The sequence below is a fragment of the Urinicoccus massiliensis genome (assembly GCF_900120405.1).
In the GTDB taxonomy this organism is placed as follows: Bacteria; Bacillota; Clostridia; order Tissierellales; family Peptoniphilaceae; genus Urinicoccus; species Urinicoccus massiliensis.
The window spans coordinates 406,606-425,903 of sequence record NZ_LT635492.1 but is presented as its reverse complement, the minus strand read 5'-3'; the positions used below and the strand labels follow the sequence as shown (position 1 = coordinate 425,903).

The following is a 19,298-nucleotide window of genomic DNA, read 5'->3' as shown; positions in this document are numbered from 1 at the left end:
GGAATGGTGAATATGTCTTTAAAAGAAGAACTTATGGCCGATTTAAAAAAGGCGATGAAAGAAAAAGACAAACAACGCAAAGACACCATTACTATGGTGCGTGCAGCCATAAAACAAAAAGAAGTTGATGAACGAGTTGACTTAAAGGATGAAGATGTTTTAGCCATTATATCCAAGCAAGTCAAGGAAAAGAAAAAGTCCATCGACGAATTTAAAAAAGGCAATCGACAAGATTTAGTAGACGCCACAGAGGCTGAAATTGAAATTTTGTATGATTATTTGCCAAAACAATTATCAGAAGATGAACTTAAAGACATTGTGCAAGAGACAATTTCCCGCTTAAGTATCCATAGTAAAAAGGACATGGGACGTTTAATGCAAGACATTATGCCCCGTATTAAAGGGCAAGCAGATGGTCAAACCATTAATCGTCTTGCGCAAGAATTCTTCACAGAAGAATAATGACCCGGACTTTCCGGGTCTTTTTTTATAAATACTTTTCCTGGGTATATATAAGTAGGTGGTGGTAAAAGTGAAAAAAATTATTTATCTTTTGACCATTTTTATGTTTTGGGGACAAATTACATATGCAAGTCCCCTGGAAGGTCAGACTTGGTCTCGGGAACTTTGGACATCATCCCTGCAAGAAGAGGGGGTAAAGCCTTCTGCTAGTAGGGACTTGACCCTATTTATCCAAGATAAGGATAAATTAGGGGGCCAGACCCAGCTTCAAAAAACCATGCAAGAGCTTATGACCAATTCATGGATTGTGGACTCCCTCCTTATTTTAGGGATGGTTAGCCTTGTCCTGGAATTATTCAGGCCCAAATTTGCCCTATGGGGGATAGTCAGTGCCCTATCCTTCGCTTTTTTCTTTATAGGAAATATTTTGGCAGGCTATGCCAGCCCCATATCTATTTTTTTCTTTATCCTGGGAGTTTTTCTCTTGCTTGTAGAGGCTTTTATTCCTGGTTTTGGCATTCCGGGAGTTTTGGGAATCTTGTCCATTTTTCTAGGCCTAATGACGGCCATGCACTCTGTCAACGCAGCTTTTGAGAGTCTAACTGTTGCCACTTTATTCACCCTGGCGAGTATTTTAATTTTGATTAAAAAAGGAGTTCGCTCCCCCTGGCTAGACCGGGTTACTTTGAAGATTACCAACAATAAAAAAAGAGGGTATAGTTCAAACCCCCAAAGCCCTGTCCAAGTTGGAGACTTGGGTATCGCCCTGACAAGTCTTAGGCCATCGGGCTTTATCTCCGTCCAGGGAGAAAAACTGGATGCCGTTAGTGATGGTGAATTTATTGAAAAATCGAATCCCGTGGAAGTAGTTAAGGTCCAGGGATCAAAAATTATGGTAAGGAGGAAGTAAAAGATGGAGTATTTGATTTTGGGCTTAGTGGCTCTTGTAGTTCTAGGAGTGATTTTATTTTTAAATTTTGTCCCCCTTGGTCTATGGATTACGGCCTTTTTCTCTGGTGTTTCTATAAAAATTACAACCCTTGTGGGAATGCGGCTAAGAAGGGTTCGGCCTAGGAGGATTGTCAACCCCATGATTAAGGCCACAAAGGCAGGCTTGGACCTGAAAATCGAAAACCTAGAGGCTCATTATTTAGCTGGAGGAAATGTCAACACCCTGGTTGATGCATTAATTGCAGCTCAAAGAGCCAATATCAATCTAGAATTTGAACAAGCGGCAGCCATTGACCTAGCTGGTCGGGATGTTTTAGAGGCTGTCCAAGTATCTGTTAATCCCAAGGTTATTGAAACCCCCAATATTTCTGCTGTAGCCCAAGACGGAATTGAAGTGATTGTTAAGGCAAAGGTAACTGTCCGGGCCAACATTGACCGCCTGGTAGGTGGAGCAGGAGAAGAAACAATTATTGCCCGGGTTGGGGAAGGAATTGTAACAACAGTAGGGTCGGCAGCAAGTTACAAGGCCGTTTTGGAAAATCCGGACTCCATATCAAAGGTGGTTTTGGAAAAGGGACTGGATTCAGGAACAGCCTACGAGATTTTATCCATCGATATTGCTGATGTGGATGTTGCTCGAAATATTGGGGCCCGACTTCAAACAGACCAAGCGGAAGCTGACAAGAAGATTGCCGAAGCCAAGGCATCAGAACGTCGTGCCATGGCCATGGCCCAAGAACAAGAAATGCGGGCCAAGGTTGTAGAAGCTGAGTCTCAAGTTCCTTTGGCCTTGGCAGAAGCCTTAAAAGAAGGCCACCTGGGAGTCATGGATTACTATGAAATGCAAAATGTCCTTAGCGACACCTCCATGAGAGAAGCCATTTCAAAGGCGACAGACCCCAAGGAAAAGATGATTAAAAAAGATTCCTCTAGGGACAAGGATAAGAACTAATGGGCCTTTTTTTAAAACACCAATCCATAAAAGACCTGGTTGACCTTTTGGAAGAAAACCTTGTGAAATTGGACCAAGCAGATTTAAAATTAGCCCAAGAAGGACAAGGTTTAGTCAGAAAAAAAGGGACAAGTCGACAAAAAGATAGGCCCATGAAGAAGAAAAAGAAAAAAGACCCTGGATTTGGCCAAAAGATTCAAGAAAAAAGACAAGAGGACCTTCGGACTAATCCTGGAGACAAGGGAGCCCAGGAAGAGTTTTTAGACCTGGAGGACCTTCCCTATTGGGCTCGAGGAATGGTCTATCAGACAATTTTTGAAAGACCCAGGTTTAGAAATAAATATCGACATCCAAGAAGATAAAAAGAAAGGTGGATATTTTTGCAAGAAAGAGCAAGTGTTGAATTTGAATCCAACGATCAAGTTTCCTCCTTATTGGGGAGGTTGGATGAAAACATACAATTAATTGAAGAAAATTTTGGCGTGAAAATCCAGCTGGATGGATTGACTTTAACAATTAAGGGGCCCCAGGACAAGGCAGACCAGGTTAAAGACCTCATTGACCAACTTCTTCAAGTTTTGCAAAAACAAAAAAGACTGGACAAGCAAGACATCCTGTATGCAATGAATTTAAAAAAAGACGGGATTGAGTCAAACTTGGTGGACTTATATGGTGAAACTTTTGTGTATACGGCAACGGGAAAATCCATCCGAGCCAAGACCCTGGGTCAAAAAAGATACCTGGATGCCATCCAAAAAAATGATGTTGTCTTTGGTGTGGGACCGGCGGGAACAGGAAAGACCTATCTTGCCATGGCTTGTGCAGTCAAGGCCTTTAAGGAACAAAAGGTATCTAGAATTATTTTAACCAGGCCGGCTGTTGAAGCAGGAGAGAGCCTTGGATTTTTACCGGGAGACCTACAAATGAAGGTGGACCCCTATTTACGGCCCCTATATGATGCTTTGTTTGATTTAATGGGCCATGACACCTATCAAAAATACGTAGAACAGGGCCTGATTGAAGTGGCACCCTTGGCCTATATGCGGGGGCGGACCCTGGACAATGCCTATATTATTTTAGATGAGGCCCAAAATACAACGACCCAGCAGATGAAGATGTTTTTAACCCGTCTGGGCTTTGGATCCAAGGCAATTATAACAGGGGATATTACCCAAATTGACCTACCTGCCGGAAAAAAATCGGGTTTAAAGACAGTTTTACAAATCTTAAAAGATGTAAGAGGAGTTTCCAGTGTGTATTTAACCCGCTATGATATTGTGAGACACCCCTTGGTCCAAAGAATTATCGACGCCTATGACCGGTTTGACTCCAAGGAAAAGGCCAAAAAGGATGAAATAAAGAAAGAGGAAGAGGTTGATGAACAAGCTAAAGAGTGAAAAAATCTTCTTAAATTTAAATGATTGTGATATAAAAGAGGATGACTACCAGGCCATAGTCGAGGCTTGTCAAGTGGCTCTGGGCCAAGAAGGAATTGAAGATGAGGTGGCAATCAGCCTATCTCTTGTATCTCCTGAAGAAATACAAGAGCTAAATAGGACCTATCGTCAAGTGGATTCAGTTACGGATGTCCTATCCTTTCCCATTAACGAAAGTTTTGATGGCCATTTGGAATTGGGAGATGTGGTTATCAACCTGGACCGGATTGCCAGCCAGGCCCAAGAATATGGCCATAGCTTTAAACATGAATTGCAATATCTGACAGTCCATAGCATCTTACACTGCCTAGGTTATGACCATATGGATCCTGAGGATAAAAAGGTCATGCGGGCTAGGGAAAAAGAAATTATGGCCTGTCTTGATGGGGATGAGGTAGACCATGAAGAGGGGTAATTTTATCAGCTCCTTTAACTATGCAGTTCAGGGGATTATCTCGTCTCTCCGGACGGAAAGAAATATGAAAATCCACTACCTAGCAGCCATTGCAGTTATTGTGGGGAGCTTGTTTTTTAACCTGACCCGGGTAGAATTTATGCTTCTTTTCTTTGCGGTGACCTTTGTTTTAACCAGTGAGTTAATCAATACCGCCATTGAAAGAACAGTAGACCTGGTAACCCAGAGTTACAATCCTGTTGCCAAATTGGCCAAGGACATTGCGGCTGGAGCAGTATTAATTGCTTCTTTAAATGCCTTGGTGGTGGGCTACCTGATCTTCTTTGATCGACTGAACACAGGAACGGAACTCCTGGTTTTTAAACTCAGGTCTTCCAACCCCCACTTGGCCTTTGTGGCAGTTTTTCTGGTGATTGTTCTCGTGGTGGCAGGCAAACTCCTGTGGATGCACCGTAGTGGAGGGACCTTCTTTCAAGGGGGCGCCGTAAGTGGGCATACAGCCTTGGCTTTTTGCATGGCCACCATTATCAGCCTAATTGTTGTCAAAGGCCTGGTTATAGGCTTAGCTTACTTTATCGCCTTTCTTGTGGCCCAGTCTCGGGTAGAGGGAAAGATTCACAAGGTATCGGAAGTTGTTCTAGGAGCTCTGGTAGGGAGCCTAGTGGCCTTTATCATCTATCGATTGGTGGGATATTATGGATAAAAAAGACCTATTTAAAGAAGCTTTAAAAATGAAAGGCCGGGCCTATGTCCCCTATTCTCATTTTCACGTAGGGGCTTGTGCCCTAGGAGACAATGGCAAAATTTATGGGGGATGCAATATTGAAACGGCCTCCTATTCTCCTACAATTTGTGCAGAAAGAGTGGCCATCTTCAAGGCTATTTCTGACGGAGCCCAATCCATTCAAGCTATTGCTATTACAGGGGATGCCAAAGATACCATGCCTTGTGGAGTCTGTAGGCAGGTCATGGTAGAATTTGCAGACCCAAATATGAAGATATACATTGTCAACAAGGAAGATGAGTTTAAAGAATACTCTTTGGAAGAACTTTTGCCCTTTAGTTTTTCGGAAAAAGATTTAAAAAAGGAGACGAGATGAAGTCAGGATTTGTTACAATTATTGGTCGGCCCAATGTAGGAAAGTCGACCCTAATCAACCGGATTGTAGGTGAAAAATTGTCCATCACCTCCAATAAACCTCAAACCACAAGAAATAAAATTCAATTGATCCACACAACTCAAGAGGCTCAAATTATTTTCATGGATACACCGGGAATCCAAAAGCCAAAAAACAAGCTGGGGACCTATATGTTGGGAGTGTCCAGGGAAACTTTGGGAGAGGTGGATGTGATTACAGCCATGGTGGATGCCTCTAAGAAAATAGGAAGCATGGACCAATGGATTTTCAAAGAATTAGAGGGATTTAAGGATAAGACTCCAATGATCCTACTCATCAACAAGATTGATGAAATTCCAAAGCCGGATATCCTACCCTTGATTGACCAATATGCCAAGTTAAATCTTTTTGAAGAAATTATTCCAATTTCAGCCATCAATGGAGAGAATATAGGGGAATACTTATCGACCCTGGAGAGCTTTTTACCTGAAGGACCCCAATATTTTCCCGATGACATGATTACAGACCAGCCGGAAAAATTTATTGTCGCTGAGTTCATTCGAGAAAAGGCCCTGGAAAACCTCCAAGAGGAAGTGCCCCATGGGGTCATGGTGGTGGTTGAATCCATGAAGATGCGAGAAAATAAAAATTTGATGGATATTGAAGCCACAATTTTTGTGGAAAGAAAGAGCCACAAGGGAATTATCATTGGAAAATCAGGGAGTATTCTAAAGAAAATCGGATCTGCCAGTCGCCTAGATTTGGAACGGTTGTTGGATACAAAAATCAACCTACAATTGTGGGTCAAGGTGTCCAAGGATTGGCGGGAAAAAGAAAATCAGGTTGAGCGATTTGGCTACCAATAGATTTAGAAGTCGGGGGATTGTCCTTGATGAACAGGTCTACGGCGAGTCCAGTAAAATCCTGCGGATTTTCACCCGGGACCGGGGAAAATTAGCCGTTATGGCCAAGGGGGCCCTGAGGGCAAAAAGCTCAATCCTATCTTTAAGCCAACCTATGTTGGAAGGGGACTATCTTTTTTCCATGGGTAAGACCTTCGCCTACATCCACGAAGGCAAGATTATCAAGGACCACTATAAGTTAAAAAATGACTTTCGGGCCATGGTGGCCGGAACATTTATTTTAGAAGTTTTGGATAAAAGCTTGGAATATGGCCAGGTCAATACAAAAATGTATGACTTGGTGGATAAGACCCTAAGTCAGCTGGAAGAAGGATTTTCAAAAACCCTGATAAATGCTTTTTTAATTAAGGGTCTGACCTTTTTGGGCTACCGGCCAATGATTGGGAAAAAATCAAAATTTATAGGCAATAGTACTAGGTATTTTGACCCAAAAAGTGGTATTATAGAATATGGCTTAAAAGCTGGAAAAGGAAGAATTATCCAAGAGGAGGACCTAGACTATATAGAAAAGATTTTATATAATCCCTTGGATGACCTACCAGGGCCTAACACTTGTGATGAACACTGGGTCTTTGATCTTTTAATGGACCTTCTTTACACACACTTAGACCTTACGAAAATTAACAGCTATGACTTACTAGCCACATTTTGAGGAGGATAAAGAACTTATGCATTTTCAAGAACTAATGCAAACTTTAGAAAGCTATTGGAAAGAACAAGGCTGTATTATTATGGAGCCTTACGACATAGAAAAGGGAGCAGGAACCATGAATCCCTTTACCTTCCTAAAGGCTTTAGGGCCTGAACCTTGGAAAACAGTCTATGTTGAACCATCTAGACGGCCTGCAGATGCCCGCTATGGGGAGAATCCAAACCGTCTCTACCAACACCACCAACTGCAAGTCATCTTAAAACCATCACCGGAAAATGTCCAAGACCTTTACTTAAAAAGTCTACAAATGATTGGGATTGACGTGAAAAAGCACGACATTCGTTTTGTAGAAGACAACTGGGAGTCACCAACCCTAGGTGCCTGGGGCTTGGGCTGGGAAGTTTGGTTGGATGGAATGGAAATCACACAATTTACTTATTTCCAACAAGTAGGATCCATCAACTGCGACCTGGAATCAGCGGAATTGACTTATGGTTTGGAACGGATTGCCATGTACCTTCAAGATGTGGACAATGTCTATGACATTAGCTGGAACGACCAATTAAAGTATGGAGATATCTTCCACAAGGCAGAATATGAACATTCAGTCTATAGTTTTGAGTTGGCAGACGTTCAAATGCTTAGAGGTCTCTTTGACACCTATGAAAAAGAGTCAGAAAGAGTTATTGAAAAAGGACTGGTTATGCCGGCCTATGACTATGTTTTAAAATGTTCGCACACCTTTAATGTCCTAGATGCCAGGGGAGCGATTTCTGTTTCTGAACGGACAGGCTATATTGCAAGAGTAAGAAATTTGGCAAGGAAGGTTGCTTCAGAATATTTAAAACAAAGAGAAGAAATGGACTTTCCACTTTTAAAGGCAGGTGCAGACCATGAATAATCAATATTTACTTGAAATTGGAGTAGAAGAACTTCCGGCTAGATTTGTTGAAATGGGGCTAGGTCAATTAAAGGATCAAATAAAAAAACGTCTAGATGAACAAGCTGTAGACTATGATGAAATTGAGAGTCTAGCAACACCTAGACGGTTGACCATCATCATCAAGGGCCTTGCTGACAAGCAAAAAAATATGGAAGAAATTGTCAAGGGGCCATCTGTAAAGATTTCTTATGATGAAAACCACCAGCCCACCAAACCCCTCCTAGGTTTCATGAAGAGCAAGGGCTTAACAGAAGAGGACCTCTACCAAGAAAACCTCAAGGGAACGGACTACATCTATGCAAAAATCCAAACTGGAGGCAAGGATGTTGAAAGTATCCTACAAGAGATTATTCCTGAATCCATTCGAGGAGTTTCTTTTCCTAAAAACATGCGCTGGGGCGGAAAGAATATCCGCTTTGCCAGACCCATCCGTTGGATTGTCTCCCTCTTTAATGACCGGGTCATTGCCTTTGATTTTGAAGGAATTCCTGTGGGACAAGAAAGCAGAAGTCATCGCTTCTTGGGTAAAAACCCTCTTCTTATCCCAAATGTGGACTCCTATGAAGACCTGCTCTTGGAAAACTATGTCTTGGTAGACCAAAAGAAGCGGTATGAAAAAATTAAGTACCAAGCCACGCGTAAGGCCAAGGCTCTGGGTGGGGAAATCAAGGAAGACGAAGATCTTTTCCAAGAACTAACCTATATCGTAGAATACCCAACAGCCATTGTAGGAAATGTCAATGAAAAGTACATGAGCCTACCCCCTGTAGTCATTACAACACCCATGAGGGAGCACCTAAGATATATTCCTGTTTATGATACAGAGGGAGCCTTAAAACCCTACTTTATTACCATCCGAAATGGAAATAGCGACTATGAGGAAATTGTAGCCCAAGGGAATGAAAAAGTTTTGGCAGCCAGACTGGAAGATGCCGTCTTTTTCTATGAAGAAGACCAAAAGAGAAAACTAGAAGATAGACTGGAAGACTTAAAGGGTGTTATGTTCCATGACAAACTGGGAACCCTCTATGATAAGACTGGTCGTCTTCAAGCCTTGACTGAACAAATTGGCGATTACTTGCAAGTGGCTGAAGAAACCAAAATTGCCCTAGGAAAAGCTTCAAATCTAGCCAAGACAGACCTGGTAACCAATATGGTTCAAGAGTTTACAGAACTTCAAGGCCTTATGGGGGCAATTTATGCCAAAAATGAAGGAAGACCGGATATTATAGCCACTGCCTTAAATGAGCAATACATGCCTCGTAAGGCCAACGGAGACCTGCCTCTTACAACAACAGGATCTATTTTGTCCATAGCCGACAAGTTAGATACCATTGTAGGTCTATTTGCCATTGACCTGATTCCTACAGGGAGCCAAGACCCCTTTGGACTTAGAAGACAGGCTATTGGCTTAATTAACATTATTAAAAATAAAAATTGGCACCTGCCCTTGTCCATTGTCGTTGACTATGCCCTATATATTTATGTAGGTCGCCAAGAATTGGTCTTTGACTACAATATCGTCAAAGAAGCCATTATGAATTTCTTATTGGGACGTATTCGACAAATGCTCTTGGACGAAGGCTACCGCTATGACCTTATTGATGCCGTCTTAGCTACAGGCTTGGATGATGTTGTAGACATCTTTAAACGCTGCCAAGACCTAAAAGTTGCCCTTGAGGACCTGCCTAAAGACTTCTTTGAAGCCTATATCCGCTTGGGACATTTGGCTGTAAAATACCAAGACTCTATGGAATTTTCTCAAGACCAGCTCCTGGAAGACCAAGAAAAGAAATTGTATGAAGAATTTACAAGGGTTAAGGCGAAAATGGATGAAGAAATTGAACCTTCAGACTACCTAGCCAAGATGCAAAGTCTAAATGAACTGACAGACACCATCCATGATTATTTTGACCAAGTCATGGTCTTAACAGAAGATCCAATCTTGTCCTCTAACCGGTTAAGTATGCTTCATAATATTTATGAAGAAGTTAAGGGGATTCTTGATATCAACCAATTAGTTTTAGAATAGGATGATTCCATGAAGTTTACAGCGAGACAGAAAAAAATTATCGATATTGTAAAGGAATTTCAACCCATTACGGGGGAGAAAATAGCAAGCAAATTAAATTTGTCTCGTGCAACCCTTAGACCAGACTTTACTCTTTTAACCATGGTGGAAGTTCTAGGAGCAAGACCCAAGGTAGGTTACTATTATCTAGGCCACAATGGATCTGTGAATCAACGCAGGGAATCTTTAAGTATGTCCGTAGAAGAAGTGATGAGTCTACCCACCCTGGTTGATGAGCAAACGTCCATTTATGATGCCGTGGTATCTTTATTTTTAGAAGATGCTGGCACCTTGTTTGTCACAAATGAAGGTCTACTCACTGGGGTCGTTTCCAGAAAAGACCTCTTAAGGTCCTTTCTGGGAGGGCAAACTCAAACAACCCCGGTAGGGGTCCTAATGACAAGAGAACCCAAGATTATAAAAGTTGATAAGGATGCCTCAGTGTTGGAGGCGACAAGACTCATTGTAGAACACGACATTGATGCCATTCCTGTCGTATCCAAGCAGGAAGGCGGATATCTCGTGGTGGGACGCTATACGAAAACGAATATTGCAAAACTATTTGTAGAAGTGGTAGGAAATGATTAAGGGAGAGAGTATGAAAGACAATCCATTAATGATTTATGTAATTTCAGATTCCATTGGGGAAACTGGAGAATTAATCGCCAAGGCAGCAGCCAAGCAATTTGAAGCTTCGGATTATGAAATTTTAAGATTTCCTTATCATAACTCCATAGAAGCCATTGAGCCTGTTTTTGAAGACATGATTACAAAGGAAAAAAAGGCGCTCATTTATACAAATGTGGAAGAAAATACCAGAAAGTACATTGAAAACAGGACAAAAGAGTTGAATATCCCCACAGTGGATGTCATGGGCCCTCCCATGAAGGCCCTGGAGCAAGCCTTGGGTTATGGACCCCTTAGGGAACCGGGACTCATTCGTCGTCTGGATGAAAACTACTTTAAAAAGGTAGAGGCCATTGAATTTGCGGTAAAATATGACGACGGTAAGGACCCCAGGGGAATTATGGATTCAGACCTTTTGATTCTTGGTATTTCCAGAACATCAAAGACACCCTTGTCTATGTACCTGGCCCATAAATTAATCAAGGTTTGTAATGTTCCCTTGGTACCGGAAGTACCAGTACCAGCAGAAGTTTATAAAAAAGACCCTAAACAAATCGTGGGTCTCATTGCCGGGTCGGATAAGATTTTTTCCATCAGAGAAGAGAGGTTGAAGTCTTTGGGACTGCATTCCTCTACCAAGTATGCAGACCTTAAGAGAATCCAGGAAGAAATAGATTATTCTACTCGGGTTATGAAGGAAATTGGATGTCCCATTATTGATGTAACCCATAAGGCCATAGAAGAAACTGCTGAGTTAATTTTGGAATACATTAATCATCCTGAACTATGAGGTGAATTATGTTAAGAAATCGTCTTGCCTTAGAAGCATTAGAAGAAGAGATTCTTTGCCAGCAAGCAAGTCTTGCCAAAAAAAGCCAAGGTCGCTTAAGGCCGGAAGAGCCTTGTCGGTGGAGGACTGACTTTCAAAGAGACCGAGATCGAATCCTACACTCCAAAAGTTTTCGACGTTTGAAACACAAGACCCAGGTTTTTATAGCTCCGGAGCAAGATCATTACCGGACCCGACTTACCCATACCCTAGAGGTGTCACAAATTGCCAGAACCATTGCCAGGACCCTGGCCTTAAATGAAGACTTAACAGAAGCCATGGCTTTGGGACATGATTTAGGTCACACCCCCTTTGGTCATAGTGGGGAAAAGGTCCTAAATGAAATCCACCCCGGGGGATTCAAGCATAATCAACAAAGTTTAAGAGTCGTAGACTTTTTAGAGCACGGGGACAACCGGCAAGGGCTAAACCTAACCCTGGAAGTTAGGGATGGCATTGTCAACCACTCAGGGGACCAAGTGGCCAAGACTCCAGAAGGAAAAATTATCAAGTTTGCCGACCGGATTGCCTATATTAATCATGACATTGAAGATGCTCTTCGAGCAGGAATTATTGACCAAGACGATCTACCCAGGTCCAGTCGGAAGTATCTCGGTGAGACAAAAAGTCAGAGGATTACAAGTCTTATCCGGGGGATTTTGGATTATTTTGACCAAAATGGACAAGTGGGTATGGTAGAAGATATCTACCAAGAGATGATGGGTCTGAGAAGTTTTATGTTTAAGCGGGTTTACTTAAACCCCAAGGCCAAGGGGGACGAAGACAAGATTAAAAAGGTTATTGGAGACCTGTATACTTATTATATGGAAGAAGATCTTCCCCAAGAGCATATTGCCCTATATAAGGATAGAGAAGACTCTCGCGCAGACCAAGTATGTGATTATATCGCTGGAATGACGGATCGGTTTGCCATGCAATGTTGGACGGAGTTATTTATGCCAAAACATTGGAAGGGATAAAAATGTCTTATCGAATTGATGACGATGTGTTAAATGAAATAAAGGACCGGGCCAATATTGTCGACCTTATCGGACAGTATGTCCAGCTAAAAAAAACAGGCTCAGGCTATGTAGGCCTGTGCCCTTTTCATAATGAAAAAACACCTTCTTTTCACGTTCGCGAAAGAGAAGGGTATTATTATTGCTTTGGCTGCCATGCCACAGGGGACATTTTTAGCTTTATGATGGAACACAACCATATGAGCTTTGTGGATTCGGTAGAGGAATTGGCCAAGCGGTATGGGGTCCAGTTAAAAGAAGAGAATAAATTGGATCAAGCCAAGAAAAAGTACTTAGAAAACTTATATCAAATCAATCGAGAAGCCGCCTTTTTTTACATGAAAAACTTATCCAGGGAAAAGGGCCCCTTGCTTTACTTGGAAAATCGGGGAGTGGGAAGAGAAACCATCCTAAAGTATGGCCTGGGTTACGCTCCCTTGCGGAAAAAAGATTTGTGTGAACATTTACTTTCTTTGGGGTATAAGTTAAATGAGATTGAAGACTGCAATTTAGTTTTTATCAATCAAACCAGTGGTGAGGCATCTGACCGCTTTAAAAATCGGATTATTTTCCCCATTATCAATTCTAGGGGTAGGGTCATTGGCTTTGGTGGCAGACAGTTTAACAGTGATTATGGCCCTAAATATTTAAATTCCAGGGACACCCCAATCTTTCACAAGGGGAACAATCTCTATGGTTTAAATATCATCCAGCAAAAAAAGAACCGGGACCGGATTATTCTTGTTGAAGGTTACATGGATGTCATTGCCCTGGGAAGTGTAGGGATTTATGATGCTGTAGCCAGTTTGGGAACAGCCTTAACCAAGGACCAGGGACAATTGCTAAAAAAATATGGCCAGGAGGTTTTCGTTTGCTATGATGGGGACGAAGCTGGAATTCGGGCGACAAAGCGAGCAATCAACATCCTTTTTTCTGTGGGAATTAAGGCAAAAATTATCTGTCTCAAGGATGGGATGGACCCGGATGACTTTATAAAAAGTCAGGGACCTGATGCTTTTGAGTTGGAAGTAAAAAGAGCCAAGGATGCCATTGAATATCTTATTGAAGATTTGAAAAAAAACTTTACATTAGACTCAGCAGAGGGTAAAATAGGTTTTTTAAAAGAAGTTTCTAAACTCTTAAGGGGAGTCCAAAGTCCTGTGGAAAGAGACATCTACATTGACCAGGTTTCTAGAAACTATCAAATTAGCCGGGAAAGCTTGAAGGCGGAAATTGAATCTGGCCAAGCCAGGAAGAATGTTGTGGAAAAAGCGCCTACAATTCGAACAGGACCGGATTCGGACATTGGCAGCAATATCCACCAAAGGAGCCTGATGCGGGTTCTTTTAATGGATAAGAATCTTTTTGATGACTTTCAAAAAAGAAAAATAATTTGGAACAACACGGGTTATGAACGGGCCTTTGAAGACTTAAAGACTTTGGAAAACCTGGACTTCCCTCTGGATGTAGAGGGGACTGCGGACCGGTGGGTTGAAAAGAATTATTTATCCAGGGAAGAGGGCTATTTTTTAAAGAATTTGGAAATTAACCCGACAATGAATGACCAAATTGCAGAAGAAGCCCTGCATAGACTCGAGATAAACTATTTAAAGAAGAGAAGGCAGGAATTGATTCAAGACATCGATGATGCTGAGGCTGACAGTAGCCGGGATCTTTCAGACTTAATTCGAGAATTTAATGAAATAAATAAGCAGATTTTAGAGGGGGATCGATATGAAAACAGAACTAACGAATAAACCCGAAAACTCAAGAGGGATCATTATCGACCAGTTAATGAAAAAAGGGAAGAAGGATGGTAAGTTAAGCTATGAAACCATTGCCCAAGCTCTTGACCAATGCGAAGAGCTGGATAGCGATGAAATAGATGACCTTTATCAAAACTTTGAAGATCATGGAATTGACTTAATTGGCGATGAAGACAAGGAAGAAAAAGAAGATGAGGACAAAAAGGACAGGGAAGATGACCTGTCTGTTCCCAAGGGTGTTAGCGTTGACGACCCTGTGCGAATGTACTTAAAGGAAATTGGAAAAATTTCTCTTTTAACTGCGGATGAGGAAGTAGCTATCGCCAAGAGAATGGAAACTGGCGATGAGCTGGCCAAGCAAGAATTAGCTGAAGCCAACCTTCGTTTGGTTGTTAGCATTGCCAAGCGCTATGTAGGTCGGGGCATGAGCTTTCTTGATTTGATTCAAGAAGGGAACCTGGGCCTTATGAAGGCTGTGGAAAAATTTGACTACACCAAGGGATTTAAATTTTCAACCTACGCCACCTGGTGGATTCGTCAAGCCATTACAAGGGCCATTGCGGACCAAGCTAGGACAATCCGGATTCCTGTTCACATGGTAGAAACCATCAACAAGCTTGTCCGTGTTCAAAGACAATTGGTCCAAGACTTGGGACGGGATCCTTCTCCGGAAGAAATTGCCCAAGAGATGAATCTGGATGTGGAAAAGGTCCGGGAAATTCAAAAAATTGCCCAAGAGCCAGTCAGCCTTGAAACGCCCATTGGGGAAGAAGAAGATTCCCACCTGGGAGACTTTATTCCGGATGACGAAGTTCTCTCTCCTGTAGATGCAGCGACCTTTACCCTTTTAAAGGAACAGTTAGACACGGTCTTAACCACCCTAACAGAAAGGGAAAAGAAGGTCTTAACCCTACGCTTTGGCCTGGAAGATGGCCGGGCCAGAACCCTGGAAGAAGTAGGTAAGGAATTTGATGTGACCCGGGAAAGGATTCGACAAATTGAAGCCAAGGCTTTGAGGAAATTAAGACACCCCAGTCGCAGCAAAAAATTAAAGGACTACTTGGAATAATGGAGAGACTAGAAAAAATCCTATCCTTATCGGATCCAGTTGACACAATGGCAGATATTGGCACGGACCATGGGTTCGTGCCTTATACATTTCTAAAAGAAAAAAAGGCGAACTTTGCCATTGCTACAGATATTTCTGCCCCTTCCCTGGAAAAGGCCAAGGCCCTTTGTAGCTCCTGGGGCAGTGAAAAAATTCAATGCCGTTTGGGCGATGGTCTAGCTCCTTTGAAGCCAGGAGAGTGCCAGGCCATTGTCATAGCTGGTATGGGTGGAAACTTGATTTATACAATCCTCCAAGAGGGAATGGAAATTGCAAAATCCTGCAAATATTTAATTCTTCAGCCCATGCAGGCTGTTGACTTTTTAAGAGAAAATTTAGAAGACCTAGGCTTTTATATCGAAAAGGAAGACATGGCCTATGAACGAGGGAAGTATTATCATATTTTTAAAGTCTTTTATAATCCTGACCTGTGCAAGGAAAACCAAGACCCCTATAGGGCCTTTTTAAAAGACAAGAGCCCCATAAAAAAAGCCTGGATAGATTATGAAATTAAGCGTTTGGAAAATCTATCAAGCTTCATAAAAAAGGCTCAAGACCCCTCAAGGCAAGAGGAAAAGTTAGAAGAAGTGGAAAAGAAATTATTGAAGTTAAGGGAGTGGTTGGATGCGTTTTGTTAAAGAAATCTATCAAGGCCTATGTGAATTTGCTCCGGAAAATTTGGCGGAGGATTGGGACCCTGTAGGGCCTCAAATTTATTTTCCTCAAGAAAAGGTTCGGGGAATTTTACTTTGCCTAGATGTGACAGACCGGGTCTTGGAAGAAGCGATAAAGCAGGACTGTAATGTGATTGTTTCCCACCATCCTATGTTTTTTAAGGGCCTACAAAGAATTGATGTGGAGGACTACAAGTCCGGCCTAGTCTACCAGGCCCTGAAAGAAAAGATATCTATTTTATCAGCCCACACAAACTTGGATCGAGCTAAGAATGGAGTGAATGATGCCCTAGCTGAAAAGTTAGGCCTGGAAGACCTGGCTCCATTCTATTTGGATGACCAGGGAAGAAATATGGGTTATCTGGCTAAGGGGCAATTTAAGACCATGGAAGATCTTTTGGCCAGGTTGGAGGACTTGACCCAATACCGGGAGCCTATCGTCTATGGAAGGGCCCCCCAATCCGTAGAAAGAATTGCTATTCTAGGAGGTAGTGGAGCAGAATTTCTTGATAGGGCCATTCAAGCAGGAGCCGACCTTTTCATCACTGGGGACGTTAAATACCATGACGGCCAAGATGCCTATGAAAAGAATTTTTGCCTCATTGACATTGGCCACTATGACAGTGAAAAATATGTCTTGGAAAAGTTACAGGACCTGTTTAAGCAGGAAAGAACTGTCCTTTATGGGTCTTGCGATTTTATTGTTCAAAAGTGTTTTCTTGACAGGAAAACTTCCCGTTGTTAGTATAGTAAATAGATAAAAAGACTAAAATTAAACCAGGAGGTAGAGAGATGAAGGTAGCAATTATAATGGGTAGTATTTCAGATCGTAACATTGCTGAAGGGGTGCAAAAGATGCTGGACAAGTTTGGTGTGGCCTATGACACCAAGGTTATTTCAGCCCATAGAACCCCCTATGCAGCCAGTGAGTTTGCATCAAAAGCTGAAGAAGAAGGCTATGGGGTCATTATAGGAATTGCCGGAAAGGCTGCCCACTTGTCAGGAGTCTTAGCTGCTTATACAACTTTACCAGTTATTGGGGTACCTGTTGCAGGCTCAGTAGAAGGCCTGGATGCCCTTTTAGCTACAGTGCAAATGCCAACAGGGGTACCTGTGGCAACAGTTGCTATTAACGGGGGCAAAAATGCAGGAATTTTAGCTACAGAGATTTTAGCAGTGGCAGACAAGAGCCTAAGGGAAAAATTAAGGGCCTATAAAGAAGAATTAGCAGCTGAAGTTGACGAAATGAATAAGGAACTATAATTTATTTTACAAGAGGGGGGAAGTCATTGAAAACTGATGTTGAAATTGCAAGGGAAGCTCAACTAGAAAACATTGAAAAAATTGCTGAAGGACTAGGCCTATCAAGAGATTCTTTAATTGAATACGGCAAGCATATGGCCAAGATATCCAAAAAAACCTTGGATCAATGCCAAGAAAAAGAGGATGGGAAACTTGTCCTTGTAACAGCCATTAACCCAACTCCGGCAGGAGAAGGAAAAACCACTACGAATATTGGTCTTGCCATGGCTCTTTGCCAAAGAGGGAAGAAGGCCATCACAGCCCTAAGAGAACCCAGCCTAGGACCTGTTTTTGGTATCAAGGGGGGAGCCTGTGGTGGGGGATATGCCCAAGTTTTACCCATGGAAAATATCAACCTCCACTTTACCGGAGACTTCCATGCCATTACCAGTGCCCACAACTTAATTTCTGCAAGTATTGATAACCATATCCACCAAGGCAATGCTCTAAATATTGATTTGAGAAAAATCATTTGGAAAAGAGTTATGGATATGAATGATCGGGCCTTAAGACAAATTGTTGTAGGACTGGGATCGGAAAAAAATGGCTTCCCTAGAGAAGATGGTTTTGATATTACCGTTGCTTCTGAAATTATGGCCATCTTATGTCTGTCTCATGACCTGATGGACTTTAAGGAAAAAGTGGCCAAGATTACGGTAGCTTATACAGTAGATGACCAACCGGTTACTGTTGCTGATTTAAAAGTTCAAGGTGCAGTGGCTATGCTTATGAAGGATGCTCTCTTGCCAAACCTGGTCCAAACCATTGAGAATACACCGGCTATTATTCATGGAGGGCCCTTTGCCAATATCGCCCATGGTTGTAACTCCTTAATTGCAACAAAAACAGCCTTAAAGTTGGCGGATATTACCGTTACAGAAGCAGGCTTCGGTGCAGATCTAGGGGCTGAAAAATTCTTAGACATCAAGTGCCCTGCCGGCGGCTTAAAACCTGATTGTGTAGTTCTTGTAGCTACAATTCGGGCTTTAAAATACAATGGAGGCCTGGCTAAATCCGACCTAGGCCAAGAAAATATCCAAGCCCTAAAGGATGGGGCAGTCAACCTTAAACGCCACATAAGTAATTTAAAGAAATATCAACTTCCTCTGGTTGTTTGTATCAACACCTTCCCGACGGATACAGAAGAAGAATTGGAAACTTTGGAAAATATATTAAAAGAAGAAGGCCTGGCCTATGCAAGGTCTACTTGCTTTGCTCAAGGTGGTCAAGGAGCCTTAGACCTGGCAGATCGGGTCTTGGAAGCCCTGGACAAGGAGTCTAATTTCAAAGCTCTTTTAAGCGAGGACATGGACTTGGAAGAAAAATTACTTTGCCTAGCAAGAGAAATCTATGGGGCCAAGGATGTGATTTATTCGGACCAAGCAAAAAAACAAATGGAAAAAATTCGCAAGGAAGGCCTGGACCATCTACCGGTTTGTGTGGCAAAGACCCAATATTCATTTTCTGATGATCCCAATAAATTAGGAGCCCCAACAGGTTTTAACCTAACGGTTCGTGAACTTATTGCACAAACTGGGGCCAACTTTATTGTGGCAAAAACCGGAGATATTATGACCATGCCTGGCCTATCCAAGGATCCGGCAGCCAACCATATGGATATCGATAAAGATGGAAGCATTACAGGACTATTTTAAGGAGGGAACATGGCTTATCAATCAAAAATTAAATCAGAAAATACAGATGCTCTTTTTGATGCAATTCTAAGTTTAAAAAATAAGGAAGAATGCTATCGGTTTTTTGAAGACATCTGTACAGTAAAGGAACTACAATCCATAGCCCAAAGGCTAGAGGTTGTAAAACTCTTGGTATCTAAAAAAACCTACCATGACATCGAAGAGGAAACAGGTGCTAGTACAGCCACCATTAGTCGGATTAACCGGGCTTTAAATTATGGGGCAGATGGCTATAAGCTTGTTTTGGAAAGACTGGACTATATAAAATAAAAGAGCAATCAAAAATATCCCCACATTCTTAAGGATGTGGGGATATTTTGCTGATGTGGGTCAAAATTTGGATAAAAAGATTGGAA

At 42.0% G+C, this 19,298-nt stretch carries 22 protein-coding genes; all 22 read left to right on the top strand.

Annotated elements, in window-relative coordinates:
• Positions 1-12: 12 nt before the first annotated feature.
• A complete protein-coding gene (locus BQ7400_RS02435; protein ID WP_034439040.1) occupies positions 13-462 on the top strand; it encodes a GatB/YqeY domain-containing protein in 450 nt (149 codons plus the stop codon).
• 70 nt (positions 463-532) lie between these two features.
• On the top strand, positions 533-1,372 hold the full coding sequence (locus BQ7400_RS02430; protein WP_072469344.1) for an NfeD family protein: 840 nt from the start codon (positions 533-535) through the stop codon (positions 1,370-1,372).
• 3 nt (positions 1,373-1,375) lie between these two features.
• Complete coding sequence (gene floA / locus BQ7400_RS02425) at positions 1,376-2,365, top strand: flotillin-like protein FloA (RefSeq protein ID WP_034439533.1); 990 nt, start codon at positions 1,376-1,378, stop codon at positions 2,363-2,365.
• The gene (locus BQ7400_RS02420) at positions 2,365-2,727 is read left to right on the top strand and encodes a hypothetical protein (protein ID WP_072469343.1); all 363 of its coding nucleotides are present in this window, start codon (positions 2,365-2,367) and stop codon (positions 2,725-2,727) included. The genes floA and BQ7400_RS02420 overlap by 1 nt, the downstream gene beginning before the upstream one ends.
• Positions 2,728-2,745: 18 nt before the next feature.
• Positions 2,746-3,762: a PhoH family protein gene (locus BQ7400_RS02415; RefSeq protein ID WP_034439537.1), complete on the top strand. Its 1,017-nt coding sequence runs from the start codon at positions 2,746-2,748 to the stop codon at positions 3,760-3,762.
• Positions 3,743-4,216, top strand: a complete 474-nt coding sequence (gene ybeY, locus BQ7400_RS02410) for an rRNA maturation RNase YbeY (protein ID WP_052099196.1) — start codon at positions 3,743-3,745, stop codon at positions 4,214-4,216. The genes BQ7400_RS02415 and ybeY overlap by 20 nt, the downstream gene beginning before the upstream one ends.
• On the top strand, positions 4,203-4,919 hold the full coding sequence (locus tag BQ7400_RS02405; RefSeq protein WP_072469342.1) for a diacylglycerol kinase: 717 nt from the start codon (positions 4,203-4,205) through the stop codon (positions 4,917-4,919). The genes ybeY and BQ7400_RS02405 overlap by 14 nt, the downstream gene beginning before the upstream one ends.
• Positions 4,912-5,316, top strand: coding sequence for a cytidine deaminase (cdd, locus tag BQ7400_RS02400; protein ID WP_072469341.1), 405 nt, complete (start codon positions 4,912-4,914; stop codon positions 5,314-5,316). Before BQ7400_RS02405 ends, cdd begins: the two co-directional genes overlap by 8 nt.
• Positions 5,313-6,200 carry a GTPase Era gene (era, locus tag BQ7400_RS02395; RefSeq protein ID WP_072469340.1) on the top strand — a complete coding sequence of 296 codons (888 nt, stop codon included), beginning with the start codon at positions 5,313-5,315 and terminating at the stop codon, positions 6,198-6,200. The genes cdd and era overlap by 4 nt, the downstream gene beginning before the upstream one ends.
• Positions 6,187-6,909, top strand: a complete 723-nt coding sequence (gene recO, locus BQ7400_RS02390) for a DNA repair protein RecO (protein ID WP_072469339.1) — start codon at positions 6,187-6,189, stop codon at positions 6,907-6,909. Before era ends, recO begins: the two co-directional genes overlap by 14 nt.
• Before the next feature lie 16 nt (positions 6,910-6,925).
• Positions 6,926-7,810: a glycine--tRNA ligase subunit alpha gene (gene glyQ, locus BQ7400_RS02385; RefSeq protein ID WP_072469338.1), complete on the top strand. Its 885-nt coding sequence runs from the start codon at positions 6,926-6,928 to the stop codon at positions 7,808-7,810.
• On the top strand, positions 7,803-9,884 hold the full coding sequence (glyS, locus tag BQ7400_RS02380) for a glycine--tRNA ligase subunit beta (protein ID WP_072469337.1): 2,082 nt from the start codon (positions 7,803-7,805) through the stop codon (positions 9,882-9,884). Before glyQ ends, glyS begins: the two co-directional genes overlap by 8 nt.
• Before the next feature lie 9 nt (positions 9,885-9,893).
• Positions 9,894-10,511 (top strand): CBS domain-containing protein, encoded by a 618-nt coding sequence (locus BQ7400_RS02375; RefSeq protein ID WP_072469336.1) that lies wholly within the window; start codon positions 9,894-9,896, stop codon positions 10,509-10,511.
• A 10-nt stretch (positions 10,512-10,521) separates the two neighbouring features.
• Entirely contained in the window at positions 10,522-11,340 is an 819-nt protein-coding gene (locus BQ7400_RS02370; RefSeq protein ID WP_034439667.1) for a pyruvate, water dikinase regulatory protein, read from the top strand.
• Positions 11,341-11,348: 8 nt separating this feature from the next.
• Positions 11,349-12,359, top strand: a complete 1,011-nt coding sequence (locus BQ7400_RS02365) for a deoxyguanosinetriphosphate triphosphohydrolase (RefSeq protein WP_072469335.1) — start codon at positions 11,349-11,351, stop codon at positions 12,357-12,359.
• Between the two features lie 2 nt (positions 12,360-12,361).
• Positions 12,362-14,155, top strand: coding sequence for a DNA primase (gene dnaG, locus BQ7400_RS02360; RefSeq protein WP_072469334.1), 1,794 nt, complete (start codon positions 12,362-12,364; stop codon positions 14,153-14,155).
• Entirely contained in the window at positions 14,133-15,233 is a 1,101-nt protein-coding gene (rpoD, locus tag BQ7400_RS02355; RefSeq protein ID WP_034439558.1) for an RNA polymerase sigma factor RpoD, read from the top strand. Before dnaG ends, rpoD begins: the two co-directional genes overlap by 23 nt.
• Positions 15,233-15,910 carry a tRNA (adenine(22)-N(1))-methyltransferase gene (locus tag BQ7400_RS02350; RefSeq protein ID WP_072469333.1) on the top strand — a complete coding sequence of 226 codons (678 nt, stop codon included), beginning with the start codon at positions 15,233-15,235 and terminating at the stop codon, positions 15,908-15,910. The genes rpoD and BQ7400_RS02350 overlap by 1 nt, the downstream gene beginning before the upstream one ends.
• Entirely contained in the window at positions 15,897-16,691 is a 795-nt protein-coding gene (locus BQ7400_RS02345; protein WP_072469332.1) for a Nif3-like dinuclear metal center hexameric protein, read from the top strand. The genes BQ7400_RS02350 and BQ7400_RS02345 overlap by 14 nt, the downstream gene beginning before the upstream one ends.
• A gap of 47 nt (positions 16,692-16,738) precedes the next feature.
• Entirely contained in the window at positions 16,739-17,209 is a 471-nt protein-coding gene (gene purE, locus BQ7400_RS02340) for a 5-(carboxyamino)imidazole ribonucleotide mutase (protein WP_034439563.1), read from the top strand.
• A gap of 26 nt (positions 17,210-17,235) precedes the next feature.
• Positions 17,236-18,903, top strand: a complete 1,668-nt coding sequence (locus BQ7400_RS02335; protein ID WP_072469331.1) for a formate--tetrahydrofolate ligase — start codon at positions 17,236-17,238, stop codon at positions 18,901-18,903.
• A 9-nt stretch (positions 18,904-18,912) separates the two neighbouring features.
• A complete protein-coding gene (locus tag BQ7400_RS02330; protein WP_034439569.1) occupies positions 18,913-19,212 on the top strand; it encodes a YerC/YecD family TrpR-related protein in 300 nt (99 codons plus the stop codon).
• Positions 19,213-19,298: the final 86 nt, after the last annotated feature.

Coding starts and splice junctions, on each gene's coding strand:
- rpoD (WP_034439558.1), top strand. CDS start 14,133: ATGAAAACAGAACTAACGAATAAACCCGAAAACTCAAGAGGGATCATT.
- glyS (WP_072469337.1), top strand. CDS start 7,803: ATGAATAATCAATATTTACTTGAAATTGGAGTAGAAGAACTTCCGGCT.
- era (WP_072469340.1), top strand. CDS start 5,313: ATGAAGTCAGGATTTGTTACAATTATTGGTCGGCCCAATGTAGGAAAG.
- BQ7400_RS02370 (WP_034439667.1), top strand. CDS start 10,522: ATGAAAGACAATCCATTAATGATTTATGTAATTTCAGATTCCATTGGG.
- BQ7400_RS02330 (WP_034439569.1), top strand. CDS start 18,913: ATGGCTTATCAATCAAAAATTAAATCAGAAAATACAGATGCTCTTTTT.
- BQ7400_RS02405 (WP_072469342.1), top strand. CDS start 4,203: ATGAAGAGGGGTAATTTTATCAGCTCCTTTAACTATGCAGTTCAGGGG.
- floA (WP_034439533.1), top strand. CDS start 1,376: ATGGAGTATTTGATTTTGGGCTTAGTGGCTCTTGTAGTTCTAGGAGTG.
- BQ7400_RS02435 (WP_034439040.1), top strand. CDS start 13: ATGTCTTTAAAAGAAGAACTTATGGCCGATTTAAAAAAGGCGATGAAA.
- dnaG (WP_072469334.1), top strand. CDS start 12,362: ATGTCTTATCGAATTGATGACGATGTGTTAAATGAAATAAAGGACCGG.
- ybeY (WP_052099196.1), top strand. CDS start 3,743: ATGAACAAGCTAAAGAGTGAAAAAATCTTCTTAAATTTAAATGATTGT.
- purE (WP_034439563.1), top strand. CDS start 16,739: ATGAAGGTAGCAATTATAATGGGTAGTATTTCAGATCGTAACATTGCT.
- BQ7400_RS02350 (WP_072469333.1), top strand. CDS start 15,233: ATGGAGAGACTAGAAAAAATCCTATCCTTATCGGATCCAGTTGACACA.
- BQ7400_RS02420 (WP_072469343.1), top strand. CDS start 2,365: ATGGGCCTTTTTTTAAAACACCAATCCATAAAAGACCTGGTTGACCTT.
- BQ7400_RS02365 (WP_072469335.1), top strand. CDS start 11,349: ATGTTAAGAAATCGTCTTGCCTTAGAAGCATTAGAAGAAGAGATTCTT.
- cdd (WP_072469341.1), top strand. CDS start 4,912: ATGGATAAAAAAGACCTATTTAAAGAAGCTTTAAAAATGAAAGGCCGG.
- BQ7400_RS02345 (WP_072469332.1), top strand. CDS start 15,897: ATGCGTTTTGTTAAAGAAATCTATCAAGGCCTATGTGAATTTGCTCCG.
- BQ7400_RS02375 (WP_072469336.1), top strand. CDS start 9,894: ATGAAGTTTACAGCGAGACAGAAAAAAATTATCGATATTGTAAAGGAA.
- glyQ (WP_072469338.1), top strand. CDS start 6,926: ATGCATTTTCAAGAACTAATGCAAACTTTAGAAAGCTATTGGAAAGAA.